Consider the following 15,385-nt stretch of genomic DNA (forward strand, 5'->3'; position numbering starts at 1 on the left):
ACTCCCTCATCGCTGACTCCTGCGGAAACGGCGGACGTTGAACACCATCGCGGGGACGACCAGGAGCAGCAGGAGTACGCCGAGGGCGCTGCCGAGGCCCTGGTTGTTGCCGCCGCCGAAGGAGACCAGCCACATCTGGGTGGCCAGCACCGTGGCGTCCTCCTGCACCGGTCCGGGCGCGATGATGTAGACGAGGTCGAAGACCTTCATCACGTTGATGACGAGCGTGACGAAGACGACCGTCAGGACGGGTGCGAGCAGCGGGACGGTGATCCGGCGGAAGATCTGCCACTCGTTCGCGCCGTCCATCCGGGCGGCCTCCAGCGCGTCCCGGGGCAGGGTGGACAGGCCCGCACCGATCAGGACCATCGCGAAGCCGGTCCAGATCCACAGGTACGCGCCGATGATCGCCGGAGTGACGAGCGTCGGTCCGAGCCAGGAAATGCCCTGGTACGGCGGGGCGAAGTTCGATTGCGGGAGCTTCACCGTGTACGAGCCCGCGTGCAGCCCGGAGAACGCGAAGGAGCCGTCGGCCGCGGTCGTCGTGCTCGCGACCGTGCCCCCGTCCCGCACCGCTTCGACCTTCATGCCGGGCAGCCCGCTCTCCTTCGGGTCGACCTTGCCCTGCCTGCCGCCCCCGCCGGGGGTGAAGTCCAGGTAGACGACACCGCGCAGCTCGCCGGGCGCGGCCTTCCGCGCGGCCGCCGGGTGGGCGGGCGAGGCGCTCTTCGGCAGGTCCTTGGGCAGCACGCCGACCATCGGGAGCGTCACCGACCGGCCGGTGGAGGCGGTCGTACGGTAGGAGCCGTCGCGGTCCTGGGTCAGCAGGCCCGCGCGGCCGCGCGCCGTGGGATACGACGACGTGCCCTTGAAGGCGTCGTGGACGGAGACCGCGGCCGCGTTCAGCACGCCCTTGTTCGGGTCCTCGTCGTAGGCGAGCCGGAAGATGATGCCGGCGGCCAGGAAGGACACCGCCATCGGCATGAAGAGCAGCAGCTTGAACGCCGTGGCCCAGCGGACCTTCTCCACCAGGACGGCCAGGATCAGGCCGAGCCCGGTGAGCAGGGCCGGGGCCACGACCACCCAGATGGTGGTGTTGCGGATGGCCTTCAGGGTCGCCGGGTCACGGAACATCTCGGCGTAGTTGCCGCCGCCCACGAACCGGGTGCCGGAGGCGTCGAAGAAGCTGCGGCCGACGGAGAACAGCACCGGGTAGACGACGAGGGCGCCGAGCAGGAGCAGGGCGGGCAGGACGAAGAGCAGGGCGATCAGCCGGGCGCGCCGCCGGCCGAGGCGCCCGCGCGCCCCGCCGGCGGCGGTCCGCGGGGCCGCCTGCTGCTTGTCGACAGTGGTGGCGGTCATGGTGCTGCCGCTCAGCCCTGGTAGGCCTTGGCCGCGGCGGACTCCAGCTTCGCCGCGGTGCCCTTGGGGTCGGACGGGTCGCTCAGGAAGTCCTGGAGCAGCTTCCACTCTCCGGCGCCCTTGGTGCCGCCGAAGGCCGCGGGGGCCTGGTCGGACATGTCGAAGCGGACCGAGTCGCCCGCGCCGACGAGGGACTTGGCGGTGGCGCGGGTGACGTCGTCGCCGTAGGAGGCGGGGTCGAGCTTCTTGTTCGGGGACAGGAACCCGCCGGCCTTGGCCCACACGGCCGCGGCCTCGGGGGTGGCGAGGTACTCCAGGAGCTTCATGCCGGCCTTGGCGTTCTTGGCGTCCTTCAGGACGACGGCCGCGTCGCCGCCGCTGACCACCGGTGCCGTGCCGCCGTCGACCGCGGGGAACGGGAAGAAGTTCGCGTCCTTGCCGATGGTCTTGCCGAACTGGTCGTGCGCGACGCCGGCCACGAAGTCGCCCTCGTAGACCATGCCGGCCTCGGGCTTGGGTCCGAACACCTTCTCCACCGAGCCGGGGAAGTCGGTGTTCAGGGCCCCCTTCTGGCCGCCCGCGATCAGCTGCTTGTCCTTGAACAGCTTGCCGAGGGTGGTGAGCGCCTTGACGACACTCGGGTCGGTCCACTTCAGCTTGTGGGCGGCGAGGGCGTCGTACTTCTCGGGGCCCGCCTGGGAGAGGTAGATGTTCTCGAACCAGTCGGTGAGGGTCCAGCCGTCCTGGCCGCCGACGGCGAAGGCGGCGAGCCCGGAGTCGGAGACGGTGTGGCCGGCCTTGAGCATCTCGTCGTACGTCTTCGGCGGCTTGACCCCGGCCTGGGTGAGCGCGTCGGGGCTGTACCAGACGGTCGACTTGTGGGCGGCCTTGAAGTACAGGCCGTACAGGGTGCCGTCGACGCTGCCGTACTTCTTCCACACGGGCGCGTAGTCGGCGGTGATCGTCGTCTGCGCGGTCGGCGACAGCGGCTTGAGCCAGCCCTTCTTCGCGAACTGCTGCAGGACACCGACCTGCGGGACCATGACGACGTCGGGCGCGTTGCCACCCTCGATCTTGCTGCCGACGACGGTGGAGACGTTGTCACCGGTGGAGACGAACTGGGTCTTGGCTCCGGTCTTCGCGGTGAACGCGTCCAGCACCTTCTGGAAGTTCTTCTGTTCGCTGCCGGACCAGACACCGGCCACGGTGACCGTCTGGCCGCTGAGTGCCTTGTCGCCGCCGCCCGCCGAGACGGGCCCGCCGCCGCAGGCGGTCGCGCCGAGTGCCAGGGCCAGTGCGGTGCAGCTCGTGAGCAGGGTCGTACGTCGTCGCATCATCGCTGACGGCCTTTCATGAGAGGTGAGGTGACGGTGGATCAGAGGTCGCCGAGCCACCAGGCCGCCGTGGAGCCGGGCAGGACGCCGGGTGCGACGGGGCCGCTGGAGAGCAGGGGGGTGCCGGAGACCGGGGCGGGCGTGGGGGCCGTACCGAAGTTGACGGCGCAGACCAGCCCGTCGCCGCGGGTGAAGGCGAGGACACCGGGTGGGGCGTCCAGCCAGGTCAGCGTCCCCTCGCCCAACTGGGGCAGGGAGGCGCGGAGTTGCAGTCCGTCGCGGTACAGGTGCCAGAAGGAGCGGGTGTCGGCGAGGGCGCGGTCGGTGGCGTACTCGGCGAAGTAGTCCGGCTGGGGCAGCCAGGGCCTGGCCGACTCGGCGCCGGAGGTGAAGCCGAACGGGGAGGCCTGCCCGGACCAGGGCAGCGGCACCCGGCAGCCGTCGCGTATCCGGGCGCGGCTGCCGGTGCGGCGGAATATCGGGTCGGTGAGGACGTCGTCGGGCAGGTCGACGACCTCGGGCAGGCCCAGTTCCTCGCCCTGGTAGATGTACGCGGCTCCGGGCAGTGCCAGCATCAGCAGGGCGGCGGCGCGGGCGCGGGCGGCGCCGAGGCCGCTGCCTTCGGTCGCGGGTTCGCCGTAGCGGGTGACGGTACGGACCTGGTCGTGGTTGTTGAGCACCCAGGTGACCGTGGAGCCGGTGCCGGCGATGTCCTGCATGGCCTCGGAGATGACCTTGCGGAAGGCGTCGGCGTCCCACGGGGCACCGAGCAGGTCGAAGAAGAAGGCCTGGTGGAGTTCGTCGGGGCGGACGTAGAGGGCGTGTTCCCGGGCGGTGGGGACGGACACCTCGCCGACCAGGAGGCGGTCGCGGCCGTCGCGTGCGGTGTACTCCTCGCACACGGCGCGCCACCAGCGCCACACCTCGTGCACCTCGGGCTGGTTCCAGGCGAGCGGGTTGACCGAGTCCCGGGTGCGGGCGTCGGCCTCCGGGTCGTCGGAGTCGGGCAGCTCGGGGTGCTTGTAGAGCCCGGCCGCCACATCGATGCGGAAGCCGTCGACGCCCCGGTCGAGCCAGAAGCGCAGGACGCGGTCGAACTCGGCGGCGACCTCGGGGTCGCGCCAGTTCCAGTCGGGCTGCTCGGGCGTGAACATGTGCAGGTACCACTGGCCGTCGCCGACCCGGGTCCAGGCGGGCCCGCCGAACATGGCGTGCCAGTTGTTGGGCGGCTCGCTGCCGTCCGGGCCACGGCCGTCGGCGAAGTGGAAGCGGGCGCGGGCCGGGCTGCCGGGGGCGGCGGCGAGCGCCTCGCGGAACCACGGGTGCTCGCTGGAGCAGTGGTTGGGGACGATGTCGAGGAGCACCTTGATGCCGAGCCGCCGGGCGGCCGCCACCAGCAGGTCGAACTCGGCGAGGTCGCCGAAGAGCGGGTCGACTCCGCAGTAGTCGGCGACGTCGTAGCCGTGGTCGTGCTGGGGCGAGGGGTAGAACGGGCTCAGCCAGATGCCGTCGACGCCGAGCTTCTTCAGGTACGGCAGCCCGGCCCGGACGCCGGCCAGATCGCCGATGCCGTCGCCGGTGCTGTCCAGAAAGCTGCGGACGTAGACCTGGTAGATCACCGCGTCGCGCCACCAGTGGTACTTACTCAACATGCATGCATGTTAGGTAGGCGCTGCGCACGGGTGTCAATGAAATGAACAGAAGCTACTGGCCAGTTGACGGTGCAAAACCGGACTTAACCGGGCACGGCGAAGCCAAATGAGATGGTGGCGTTACTTAACAAGTAACTAGCGACGAGCGATGGCGTCGAGCTCGCGCGCGAGCCGGCGCACGGCCTGCTCGGGCGTCTCCCGCCCGGACAGCGCGTCCTGCACGACCGCCTGCACCACCAGGCTCACCTGGTCGTAGTGCGCGCTCTTGGGGCGCGGCGCGGCGGTGAGCACGGCGGTGCGCAGGGTCGGCAGGTAGGGGAAGCGCCGGATCAGCGCGGGGTCCTCGTAGAGCGCGGCGCGCACGGGCGGCAGCGCGCCCCGGGTGAGCACCTGGCGCTGGACCGGCGCGCTGGTGAGGTAGGCGATCAGACGGGCGGCCGAATCGGGGTGCCGGGTATGGGAGTTGACCGCGAGGTTGGAGCCGCCGAGCACACTGGTCCCCGGCCCGTCGGGCCCGGGTATCGGCACGGCGCCGATCTTCCCGGCGACCTCGGAACCCTTGGCCGAGGCGACGGCGTAGGCGTAGGGCCAGTTGCGCAGGAAGAGCAGCTTGCCGTCCTGGAAGGCCTGTTTGGACTCCTCCTCCTTGTACGTCAGCGCCGCCTTCGGTATCCAGCCCTCGCGCACGCCGCGGGCCAGGAAGCCGATGCCCTCGCGGGCGGCGGAGGAGTCGACCGTGACCCGGGTGCCCTCGTCGCCGAGGATCGTGCCGCCCGCCGAGTACACGGCCTCGGCCGCGTTGACGGTGAGGCCCTCGTAGGGCAGGAACTGGCCCGCGTAGCCGCCGAGGTGGTACTTGGGCGCGATGGTCTTCGCGTCGTGCTCCAGCTCGGCCCAGGTGCGCGGCGGGGGCACGCCCTCCTTGGCGAGGATGTCCTTGCGATACAGGAGAAGTCCGGCATTGGTGACATACGGGACCGCGTACAGCCGGCCGTCGTAGGTGGCCGTGTCCACGACCGGAGGCAGGAAGCTCCTCAGCGGGAAGCGGTCGCGCGGCAGCGGACGTATCCAGCCGGCCGCCGCGAACTCCGAGGTCCAGTTGACGTCGATGTTCAGCACGTCGAAGCGGCCCCGGTCGCCGCCGCGCAGGTCGGTGGTCATCTGCGCGTGGGTCTCGTCGGCGGAGTCCGGCAGCTCGACGAGGGTGACCTTCTCGCCGGGATGGGTGCGGTTCCAGCCCTGGAGCAGCGGGGCGAGATAGCCGGTGAGGTCACCGGCGGTGGCCAGGGTGAGCGGGCCGCGACCGGAGCCGGCGACCTCGTCGGCCCGGGCGCCCGAGGCGACGTAACCGGTCATGACCACGGCGAGTACGAGGAGCCCCCTACCGGCGGCGCGTATCCACCGCATAGGTTCCTCCCTGAACACCTACACACGGCTCCGGGCACCCTCGCCCGGGAGTCAGAGGCCATGTATACCTGTTAGGTATGGGCGATACTAGGGCCTGGAGCACATTGTGAGCGGACAGGAGGAGAGCACGAGTGCGCCTGCCCCTCCTGGCACTCCTCGCCCGTGGCCCGGCCCACGGCTACGAGCTGAAGCAGGACCTTGAGCAACTGCTGGGCTCCGCGTACCCTCAGCCGAACGTCGGCCAGATATACGTCACCCTCGGCCGCCTCGAGAAGTCGGGACTGATCGAGGGCGAGGACGTCGAGCAGTCCAGCCGGCCCAACAAGAAGGTCTACCACCTCACCGACGCCGGGCGGGAGGCGCTGCACGCCTGGTTCGAGGAGACCGAGGACGAGCCGCGGGTACGGGACGAGTTCTTCATGAAGCTCGCCCTCGCCCCGCAGACCGGTCTCGCCGACCAGATCGCCCTCATCAACAAGCAGCGGCGCCAGTACCTCACCACCATGCGCAACCTGTCGAAACTGGCCGCGGCCGAGAACCGGGACAACCGCATCGCCCATCTGCTCATCGAGGGCGCGATGCTGCATCTGCAGGCCGACCTCGACTGGCTGGAGCGGTGCCAGGAGGAACTGGAGGACCTGGAGTGAGCACGGACGACACTCCGGTGCTGCGCGCCGAGGGGCTGGTGAAGACCCACCACGGCGAGGGCGCGCCCGCGCACGCCGTGCGCGGGGTCGACCTGTCCGTGGCGCGGGGCGAGTTCGTGGCGATCACCGGCCCGTCCGGCGCCGGCAAATCCACGCTCCTGCACCTGCTCGGCGGGCTTCAGCGGCCCGACGGGGGCAGCATCTGGCTCGACGGGCGCTGCACCGACTCCTTCAGCGAGGCACGCTGGGCGGTGGAGCGCCGCAAGGCCATCGGGATCGTGTTCCAGTTCTTCAACCTGGTGTCGAACCTGTCGGTGGCCGACAACGTCGAGCTGCCCGCGCTGCTGGCCGGCGTCCCGCCGAAGAAGGCCCGCGCCGAGCGTGCGGAGCTGCTGTCCGAGCTGGGTCTTGAGGGCAAGGAGCGCAGCATGCCGGGCGAGCTGTCCGGCGGCGAGCAGCAGCGGGTCGCGCTCGCCCGGGCCCTGGTCAACCATCCGCCGCTGCTGCTCGCCGACGAGCCCGCCGGGAGCCTGGACAGCAAGGGCACCCGCGAGGTGATGCGGCTGCTGTCCCGTTTCCACGGACGCGGTCAGACCATCGTGCTGGTCACCCACGACGCCCGGCTGGCGAGCGCCGCCGACCGCGTGATCAGCTTCTTCGACGGCCGCATAGCAGACGACGCGCCCCTGGACGGCGCCCCGCCGCCCCGGCGCGGCGGCATCTCCGGTGTGCTGGAGCTGAGGGACTGACGGTGGTGGATCTCAGGGACGTACGGGCCACCCTGCGCTGGGCGCACTCCGATCTGCGCGCCCATCGCGGCGAAGCGCTGTTCCTCGTGCTGGCCACCGCCGGGATCGTCGCCTCGCTGCTGCTGGCCACCGCCCTGTTCGGCTATGCGACCAACCCCTGGCAGCGGGTCTTCACACAGGCCCACGGGGCGCATGTGTGGCTGCACACCGTGCCGAACGCGGACACCGGCAGGCTGGCCCGGCTGGACGGTGTCGCCTCCGTGGCGGGTCCGTACCGCACCGAGTCCGCCACCGTCGCCGAACGCGGCACCCGCGCCTCCGTGGAGCTGCGCGGCACACCCGAGGTGCCGTCCGTCGGACGTCCGCTGCTCACCGCCGGGCACTGGCTGGACACCGCGGACCCGGACGGCGTGGTGCTGGAGAGCAGCCTGGCCCGGGCCCTGCTGGCCGAGCCCGGGGACACCCTCACGCTGCCCGGCACCGCCCGCACCCTGACCGTCGAGGGCATCGCGGACAGCGCCGAGCCCCGCTACAGCGCGGGCGAGCAGCCGGGGCTGGTCTGGGCGCTGCCGTCCGCGGTGCGCGCACCCGGCGGTCAGGTGATCGGGCTGCGCCTCGCCGACCCGGCCGACACGGACTACGCGGTGCAGCGGGCCGTCACGGTGCTGGGCGCGGGCTCCGTCGGCGAGGTCTCCACCTGGCAGCAGGCGCGCTCCGCGGCCCAGGGCGACAACCGGCTGCTCGGGCAGGTGCTGGGCCTGTTCGGTCTGGGCGCCCTGATCGCCGCCGGGTTCGCCGTGCACGGGGCGATCGCCACCCGCATCCGGGGGCATCTGCGGGACCTGTCGGTGCTGAAGGCGATCGGCTTCGCGCCCGGCCAGGTCGTACGGATCTTCCTGCTCCAGCATCTGGCGTACGCCCTGCTGGGCTCGGTGGCGGCCGCGGCCCTCACCGAGGCACTGGGCAGCCGGATCCCCGGCCGGCTCGGTGACGCCGTGGGTCTGTGGGACGGGCTGCCTGGGCACACCGTGGCGCTGCTCGTGGTTCCGGTGGGCGCCGTGCTGTTCATCGGCCTGACCACGGGGCTCGCGGCCTGGCGGGCCGGGCGGGTGCCGCCGGTTCCGGTGCCGCGTACCGCCGCGCCGGCCGGCGGGCGGCTGACCGGCCCCGCCCGGCAGGCGCTCGGGCTGCGGCTGCCGGCCGCGCTGGTCCTCGGCGTCCACAAGACGTGTGCGGGGCGCGGCCGCTCGCTGGCCACCGTGGCCCGGCTGACGCTGCCGCTGCTGCTGATCGTGGTGGCGCTCAGCGCCTGGACCACGATCGACCGCTTCCACAGCCGGCCGGAACACATGGGCCTGCCGACGGCCCTGACCGTCCGCTCCGACGGTGCCCTGGACGCGTCCGGCGTACGGGCCCTACTCACCGCCGATCACCGGGTCGCCGCCGCCTACCCCGGAGTCGAGGTCGCCGCGCTGGTCCCCGGCCAGACCGGCACGATCGCGCTGCGCGGCGTCGGCACCCACGCCGAGCCCTACCCCTATGCCCTCGCCGAGGGCCGCGCCGCGCGCGGACCGGACGAGGCGGTGGCCGGCCAGGGCCTGCTGGACCTGCTGCACGCGCGGGTCGGTGACTGGGTGCGGATGACGGTGGGCGACCGGCCGCAGATCCTGCACATCGTGGGCCGCAGCATCGAACCGCAGAACGCCGGCCGGGTCGTGACCACCTCCCTGGACGTCCTCCGCGAGAACGACCCCGGGCTGACGCCCGCCTTCTACGAGCTGCGGCTGCGCCCCGGCGCCGACCCGCACCGGGTGGCCGCCGCACTCACCTCGGCGGGCCGCGGCCACCTGGACGTGCACCCGGTGACGAACCCCGCCGACGGACTGTCCCCGCTCCGCGCGGTCGTCGCCGGGCTGATCGCCGTACTGGCCCTGATCGGGCTCGTCGAACTGCTCACCGCCATCGGCGGCACGGTTCGCGAGGGCGAGCGGGACGTGCTGGCGCTGAAGGCGATCGGCATGTCCCCGCGGCAGATCACCGCGATCACCGTCACGGCGACGAGCTGTACGGCACTGGCCGCGGCGCTCGCCGCCACGGCGCTGGGGCTGCCGCTGGGCCGCCGGCTCATCGACGCCCAGGGCAGCTCCAGCGGCATCGGCGCCGGCATCGCCCAGTCCCCCTCGCCCGCGCTGCTGCTCGTGCTGGGCGCCGCCGCCGTGCTCGGGGCGGCGGCGCTCGCCGCGCTGCCCGCGAGCCGCGCGGCCCGCCGGCGCCTCGCGGACACGCTCAGCGCGGTGACCTGACGCAGGTCAGGAAGACAGCTTCCCCCACTCCTGGGGCTGCGCCCGGACCTTCGAGAGCAGACCGGCGAACGCGTCGGCGTCGAAGAGCACGCCGTTGTACTCGGGCGGGATCCGGAGGTCGTTGATGTCCGCCGTGGGGGTGCCGGGCCCCTGCGGGGCCAGCGCGCCACCCGCCTTTTCGTACGCGCCCTCGGCCTCGGTCACGAACGAGCGGTACTTCATGGTCTTCACGGCCGAATCGAAGTCCGGCCCGCGCAGCCCGGGGACCCGTGCGGCCAGCTTGAGGAGGTAGGCGTCGGTGAACCCGTCGACGCTCTCGGCGGGCTGGTGGGCGTAGAGCACGTCGTGGTACTCGGCGAACCTGCCCTTGGCCAGCGCGGCCCGCAGGGCGTTGACCGCCTTCGCGGAACCCGCCCCGCCGAGCCGGTCGTCCAGGAAGGAGGCCAGCGTGTACTGGGTCTTCGCCTCCCGCCGGACGATCGCTTCGCGCAGTCGCGGGGCACCGCCGGTGGTCTCGAACTCCTTGCACACCGGGCACCGCGGGTCCTCGTACAGGTGCACCGTCACCGGGGCGGCCGGGTCGCCGACCGTGATGGTCGTCCCGTCGCTCCCCAGCCGCTCCGGCACCTGGGCCAGCCCGGAGTAGGCCGGCGCGGCCTTCTGCCGACCGTGTTTCGCGTCCGCGGCCGGGTCCCTGTCGCCGCAGCCCACCGCCGATATCCCCACCACGGCCACCGCGACCGCCGCGGCGAACCCTCTGTGCACCATGCGTCTGTCCTCCCCTGAAGTCAGCCGAACCTTAAGGGATGCGCAGGGAGAACTCACAGCGGGATTCGCCGCGGCCGGCCGGGCGCGGGAGCAGCGGGCGCCGGGTCGGCGGGCGCCGGCTCAGCTCCGGCCGCGCAGCTGCCGGTACTTGGCGACCAGCGCCTTGGTCGAGGCGTCGAGGCCCGGCACCTCCGCGCCCTCGGTGAGCGCCGGCTCGACGCGCTTGGCGAGGACCTTGCCCAGCTCGACGCCCCACTGGTCGAAGGAGTCGATGTTCCACACCGCGCCCTGCACGAAGACCTTGTGTTCGTAGAGGGCGACCAGCTGGCCCAGGACGGACGGGGTGAGTTCCCTGGCCAGGATGGTCGTGGTGGGCCGGTTGCCGAGGAAGGTCTTGTGCGGGACCAGTTCCGGGGCGACACCCTCCGCGCGGACCTCCTCGGGACTCTTGCCGAAGGCGAGGGCCTGGGTCTGGGCGAAGAAGTTGGCCATCAGCAGGTCGTGCTGCGCCCTGAGTTCACCGCTCAGCTCGGCCACCGGCTCGGCGAAGCCGATGAAGTCCGCCGGGATCAGCTTGGTGCCCTGGTGGATCAACTGGTAGTAGGCGTGCTGCCCGTTGGTGCCGGGGGTGCCCCACACGACCGGCCCGGTCTGCCACTCGGTCTGCCTGCCGTCCCGCGCCACGTACTTGCCGTTGGACTCCATGTCCAGCTGCTGGAGGTAGGCGGTGAACTTCGACAGGTAGTGGCTGTACGGCAGCACCGCGTGCGACTGGGCGTCGTGGAAGTTGCCGTACCAGATGCCCAGCAGACCCAGCAGGAGCGGCGCGTTGGCCTCGGCGGGCGCGGTGCGGAAATGGTCGTCCATCAGCCGGAAGCCGTCGAGCATCTCCCGGAACCGGTCCGGCCCGATCGCGATCATCAGGGACAGGCCGATCGCGGAGTCGTACGAGTACCGGCCGCCGACCCAGTCCCAGAACTCGAACATGTTGTCCGGGTCGATGCCGAACTCGGCGACCTTCCCGGCGTTCGTGGACAGCGCCACGAAGTGCCGGGCGACCGCCTTCTCGTCGCCTTCGAAGGCTTTCAGCAACCACTTGCGTGCGGAGGTCGCGTTGGTGATCGTCTCGATCGTGGTGAACGTCTTGGAGGCGACGATGAACAGCGTCTCGGCCGGGTCCAGGTCACGGGTCGCCTCGTGCAGGTCGGCGCCGTCCACGTTGGAGACGAAGCGGACCGTCAGCGCGCGGTCGGTGAAGCTGCGCAGGACCTCGTAGGCCATCGCGGGACCGAGGTCGGACCCGCCGATGCCGATGTTGATCACGTTCCTGATGCGCTTGCCGGTGTGGCCGGTCCAGGCGCCGGAGCGGACGCGGTCGGCGAAGTCGGCCATCTTGTCGAGCACGGCGTGGACCTGCGGGACGACGTTCTCGCCGTCGACCTCGACCACCGCGTCCCGCGCGGCGCGCAGCGCGGTGTGCAGCACCGCGCGGTTCTCGGTGACGTTGATCCTCTCGCCGCGGAACATGGCGTCCCGCAGCGCGAACACGTCCGTGGCGGCCGCCAGCTCGCGCAGCAGCCTCAGCGTCTCGTCGGTGACCAGGTGCTTCGAGTAGTCGAGGTACAGATCGCCGACCTGGAGCGTGTACCCCTCGCCGCGCCCGGGGTCGGCGGCGAAGAGGTCCCTCAGATGGGTGCCGGCCAGCTCCTCCCGGTGCTTGGCGAGCGCGGTCCATTCGGGCGTCTGGTGGAGCCTGGTACGGCCGTCTGCGTTCATTTCCGACTTCCGCCTTCTTTCGTGCCTGTCCCAGCTGTTCCAACCTAATTGATCACCGTGCGCCACGAGCCGACGTGACAACGTGACGTCCTGACGTCGTCGTCCGGCGCAACAACAGGTACGTCCGGCACGCAGGCCCGTATCAGCGCGGTGACGGCGAGGCCGGGGAGGGCGGCGGCGGGCGGGCCCGCTGTCCCCGAGCGGGGCGGGAGGCTGTGACGGTGTGGCGGAAGAGGGCAGGAGGGCGGTTGCTGGGCCACGCCACGAGCAGCACCCCCGGGCCACCTGGGCGCGCGTGCGCGCCCCGCCCGCTGACCGTGGTCGGCCGCGGGTGGGCGGATACGGCTCCGGCCAGGCGTCTTCAGGCGCCCGGCCGGTGTCAAGTCCTAGATCTCGCCCCGCAGTTTGGCGAGCGCCTCGGCGAGGATCGCCTCGCCGTCCGCGTCGCTGCGCCGCTCCCGTACATACGCGAGGTGCGTCTTGTACGGTTCGGTGCGCGGTGGGTCCGGGGGGTTGTCCCGGTCCTGGCCGGCCGGGAAGCCGCAGCGCGGGCAGTCCCAGGTGTCGGGGACCTGTGCGTCGCTGGCGAAGCTCGGCTGCGTCTCGTGCCCGTTGGAGCACCAGAAGGAGATGCGCAGACGCGGCGCGGACTCGCCACGCTCGGCCTCGCCCATCGGCCCCGCCCCGACCCGGCTTCCTCGGATCGCGTTGCCACTTGCCACGGTGTAACTCCCTGCGTGATGGTGCCGCGAAGCGAGTCGGCGTTTCGCTTCGCTGCGAGCGCCTCAGTCTACGTAAGGCCCAACGCGCGTCCAGTGATTGGAGTTACAAGCCCCACATCCAGACGCAAGCCCCATGATAGGCCGCGCTCAGGAGCGCGTACCGAACATGGGGCCTTACGTACCGAATATGCGTGATGTGTGTGCTGAGCTGAGTGTCAGCTGTTCGTCTTCATCAGGATGCCGAGGACGATGATGCACGCGAACCAGAGCAGACCGATCACGATGGTGATCCGGTCGAGGTTGCGCTCGGCGACCGAGGAGCCGCCGACGGAGGACGCCATGCCACCACCGAACATGTCGGAGAGGCCGCCGCCCTTCCCCTTGTGCATCAGCACCAGCAGCATCAGCAGCAGGCTGAAGACGATCAGGGCGATCGAGAACCCCAAAACCACGGCTGGACCAACTTCCTCGGATTCGGATGGACGACGGGGGCACAGCACCTCGGCTGTGCCCCCGCAAGAGTACGACGTATCGTCGCTACCGCCTACTCACAGCTCGTCCTACTGATCGCGGAAACGCACGATCTTGACGAACTCGTCGGCGTCCAGCGAGGCGCCGCCGACCAGGGCGCCGTCGATGTCGGCCTTGGCCATGATCTCGGCGACGTTGCCCGACTTCACGGAGCCGCCGTACTGGATGCGGACCTTGTCGGCCACGTCCTGCGAGTACAGCTCGGCGATCTTGGCGCGGATGGCGGCGCAGACCTCCTGGGCGTCCTCGGCGCCGCAGACCTTGCCGGTGCCGATGGCCCACACCGGCTCGTAGGCGATCACGATCGTCTCGGCCTGCTCGGCCGGGAGGTCCTTCAGACCGCCCTCGACCTGGGCGAGGGTGTGGCTGACGTGATTACCCGCCTCGCGGACGTCCAGCTCCTCGCCGACGCAGAGGATCGGGGTCAGGCCGTGCTTGTAGGCGGCCTTGACCTTGGCGTTCACGAGCTCGTCGGTCTCGTTGTGGTACTGGCGGCGCTCGGAGTGGCCGATGACCACGAAGGTGCACTTCAGCTTGGCCAGCATCGGACCGGAGATCTCACCGGTGTAGGCCCCGGAGTCGTGCTGTGAGATGTCCTGGGCGCCGTACTTGATCTTGAGCTTGTCGCCGTCGACCAGGGTCTGTACGGAACGCAGGTCGGTGAAGGGCGGCAGGACGGCGACCTCGACGGCCTCGTAGTCCTTGTCGGCCAGGGCGAACGCGAGCTTCTGGACGTGCGCGATGGCCTCGAGGTGGTTGAGGTTCATCTTCCAGTTGCCCGCCATCAGCGGCGTGCGCGTGCTCAAGGTCAGTCCTCCAGTGCGGCGAGGCCGGGGAGCGTCTTGCCCTCGAGGTATTCGAGGGAGGCGCCGCCACCGGTCGAGATGTGGCCGAATGCGTTCTCGTCGAAGCCGAGCGTACGCACGGCCGCGGCGGAGTCACCGCCACCCACGACGGTGAAACCGTTCGAGTCGACGAGGGCCTGGGCGACCGCGGCGGTGCCCTGGGCGTAGTCGGGGTGCTCGAAGACGCCCATGGGACCGTTCCAGAAGACGGTCGCGGCGTCGGCGAGCTTCGAGGCGTAGAGCTCTCGGGTCTTCGGGCCGATGTCCAGGCCCTCCTGGTCGGCGGGGATCTTGTCCGCGTCGACCACGGTGTAGTCGGCCGGCGCCTTGGTCTTCAGGTCCGGGAACTCCCGGGAGACCAGGACGTCGACGGGGAGCACCAGTTCCACGCCCTGCTTCTCGGCGCGCTCCATGTACTCCGTGACGACCGGGATCTGGTCCTCCTGCAGGAGGGAGATGCCGACCTCGTGGCCCTTGGCCTTGAGGAAGGTGTACGCCATGCCGCCGCCGATGAGCAGGCGGTCGGCCTTGCCGAGCAGCTGGTCGATGACGGCGAGCTTGTCGGAGACCTTGGCGCCGCCCAGCGCGACGACGTAGGGGCGCTTGACGTCCTCGGTGAGCTTCTTCAGCACGCCGACCTCGGTGGCGATGAGGTAGCCGGCGTAGTGCGGCAGCCTCTTCGGCAGGTCGAAGACGGACGCGTGCTTGCGGTGCACCGCGCCGAAGCCGTCACCGACGTAGACGTCGGCGAGGGCCGCGAGCCGGTCGGCGAACTCGCCGCGCTCGGTGTCGTCCTTGGCGGTCTCGCCGGGGTTGAAGCGCAGGTTCTCGATGACCGCGACCTGGCCCGGCTGGAGACCGTCGACGGCGTCGTGGGCGGCCGGGCCGACGGTGTCCTGGGCGAAGGCGACCGGGGCGTCGAGCAGTTCGCCGAGGCGCTCGGCGGCGGGCAGCAGTGAGAAGGCGGGGTCCGGGGCGCCCTTGGGGCGGCCCAGGTGCGAGGCGACGACCACCTTGGCGCCGGCGTCCACCAGGGCCTTGATGGTGGGCAGGACGGCGCGGATGCGGCCGTCGTCGGTGATCGTCCCGTCGGCCAGCGGGACGTTGAGGTCGGCGCGGACGAAGACCCGCTTGCCGCTCACGCCGTCGGCGAGAAGTTCGTCGATCGTCTTCATTGAGTGGACTCCAAAGGAGGGCTCGTGGTGCACCTGATCGTAAGAGGACGTGGTCCGGGCGTAGGACAGGGCCCGGACAGCGCGGCGCTGCGCTGCCCGAGCCCTGCCCTCACT

At 71.1% G+C, this 15,385-nt stretch carries 13 protein-coding genes; 3 read left to right on the forward strand and 10 right to left on the reverse strand.

Translation table 11 applies throughout. The annotated features are described in order from the left end of the window. Positions 1–6: 6 nt before the first annotated feature. From AB0D93_RS03805 to AB0D93_RS03820, 4 genes are all read right to left on the reverse strand, one after another. Positions 7–1,362: an ABC transporter permease subunit gene (locus AB0D93_RS03805; protein ID WP_362112399.1), complete on the reverse strand. Its 1,356-nt coding sequence runs from the start codon at positions 1,360–1,362 to the stop codon at positions 7–9. Positions 1,363–1,373: 11 nt separating this feature from the next. Next, positions 1,374–2,699, reverse strand: coding sequence for an ABC transporter substrate-binding protein (locus AB0D93_RS03810; protein WP_362112402.1), 1,326 nt, complete (start codon positions 2,697–2,699; stop codon positions 1,374–1,376). A gap of 38 nt (positions 2,700–2,737) precedes the next feature. Beyond that, positions 2,738–4,348, reverse strand: coding sequence for a glycoside hydrolase family 13 protein (locus AB0D93_RS03815; protein WP_362112405.1), 1,611 nt, complete (start codon positions 4,346–4,348; stop codon positions 2,738–2,740). Positions 4,349–4,483: 135 nt separating this feature from the next. Continuing rightward, complete coding sequence (locus tag AB0D93_RS03820; protein ID WP_362112408.1) at positions 4,484–5,755, reverse strand: ABC transporter substrate-binding protein; 1,272 nt, start codon at positions 5,753–5,755, stop codon at positions 4,484–4,486. Positions 5,756–5,886: 131 nt separating this feature from the next. On the opposite strand from AB0D93_RS03820, the gene AB0D93_RS03825 reads away from it, so the two are divergent. Genes AB0D93_RS03825 through AB0D93_RS03835 form a run of 3 tightly spaced genes read left to right on the forward strand, consistent with a single transcriptional unit; the run spans position 5,887 to position 9,454 of the window. Next, positions 5,887–6,402, forward strand: coding sequence for a PadR family transcriptional regulator (locus AB0D93_RS03825; RefSeq protein ID WP_362112411.1), 516 nt, complete (start codon positions 5,887–5,889; stop codon positions 6,400–6,402). Beyond that, on the forward strand, positions 6,399–7,151 hold the full coding sequence (locus AB0D93_RS03830; protein ID WP_362112414.1) for an ABC transporter ATP-binding protein: 753 nt from the start codon (positions 6,399–6,401) through the stop codon (positions 7,149–7,151). Before AB0D93_RS03825 ends, AB0D93_RS03830 begins: the two co-directional genes overlap by 4 nt. 2 nt (positions 7,152–7,153) lie before the next feature. Continuing rightward, positions 7,154–9,454 carry an FtsX-like permease family protein gene (locus tag AB0D93_RS03835; protein ID WP_362112417.1) on the forward strand — a complete coding sequence of 767 codons (2,301 nt, stop codon included), beginning with the start codon at positions 7,154–7,156 and terminating at the stop codon, positions 9,452–9,454. 6 nt (positions 9,455–9,460) lie between these two features. Here AB0D93_RS03835 and AB0D93_RS03840 read toward each other — a convergent pair whose 3' ends face one another. From AB0D93_RS03840 to AB0D93_RS03865, 6 genes are all read right to left on the reverse strand, one after another. Beyond that, positions 9,461–10,222 carry a thioredoxin domain-containing protein gene (locus AB0D93_RS03840; protein WP_362112420.1) on the reverse strand — a complete coding sequence of 254 codons (762 nt, stop codon included), beginning with the start codon at positions 10,220–10,222 and terminating at the stop codon, positions 9,461–9,463. 120 nt (positions 10,223–10,342) lie between these two features. After that, a complete protein-coding gene (gene pgi, locus AB0D93_RS03845; RefSeq protein WP_362112423.1) occupies positions 10,343–11,998 on the reverse strand; it encodes a glucose-6-phosphate isomerase in 1,656 nt (551 codons plus the stop codon). 386 nt (positions 11,999–12,384) lie between these two features. Beyond that, positions 12,385–12,720 (reverse strand): RNA polymerase-binding protein RbpA, encoded by a 336-nt coding sequence (locus tag AB0D93_RS03850; protein ID WP_003957010.1) that lies wholly within the window; start codon positions 12,718–12,720, stop codon positions 12,385–12,387. 215 nt (positions 12,721–12,935) lie between these two features. Further along, entirely contained in the window at positions 12,936–13,166 is a 231-nt protein-coding gene (secG, locus tag AB0D93_RS03855; RefSeq protein WP_362113493.1) for a preprotein translocase subunit SecG, read from the reverse strand. A gap of 114 nt (positions 13,167–13,280) precedes the next feature. Then, on the reverse strand, positions 13,281–14,057 hold the full coding sequence (tpiA, locus tag AB0D93_RS03860) for a triose-phosphate isomerase (protein WP_362112426.1): 777 nt from the start codon (positions 14,055–14,057) through the stop codon (positions 13,281–13,283). 2 nt (positions 14,058–14,059) lie between these two features. Further along, on the reverse strand, positions 14,060–15,271 hold the full coding sequence (locus tag AB0D93_RS03865) for a phosphoglycerate kinase (RefSeq protein WP_362112429.1): 1,212 nt from the start codon (positions 15,269–15,271) through the stop codon (positions 14,060–14,062). Between the last annotated feature and the right edge of the window lie 114 nt (positions 15,272–15,385).

Source organism: Streptomyces sp. NPDC048191 (assembly GCF_040652655.1).
Classification (GTDB): domain Bacteria; phylum Actinomycetota; class Actinomycetes; order Streptomycetales; family Streptomycetaceae; genus Streptomyces.

Coding starts and splice junctions, on each gene's coding strand:
- AB0D93_RS03805 (WP_362112399.1), bottom strand. CDS start 1,362: ATGACCGCCACCACTGTCGACAAGCAGCAGGCGGCCCCGCGGACCGCC.
- AB0D93_RS03810 (WP_362112402.1), bottom strand. CDS start 2,699: ATGATGCGACGACGTACGACCCTGCTCACGAGCTGCACCGCACTGGCC.
- AB0D93_RS03815 (WP_362112405.1), bottom strand. CDS start 4,348: ATGTTGAGTAAGTACCACTGGTGGCGCGACGCGGTGATCTACCAGGTC.
- AB0D93_RS03820 (WP_362112408.1), bottom strand. CDS start 5,755: ATGCGGTGGATACGCGCCGCCGGTAGGGGGCTCCTCGTACTCGCCGTG.
- AB0D93_RS03840 (WP_362112420.1), bottom strand. CDS start 10,222: ATGGTGCACAGAGGGTTCGCCGCGGCGGTCGCGGTGGCCGTGGTGGGG.
- pgi (WP_362112423.1), bottom strand. CDS start 11,998: ATGAACGCAGACGGCCGTACCAGGCTCCACCAGACGCCCGAATGGACC.
- AB0D93_RS03865 (WP_362112429.1), bottom strand. CDS start 15,271: ATGAAGACGATCGACGAACTTCTCGCCGACGGCGTGAGCGGCAAGCGG.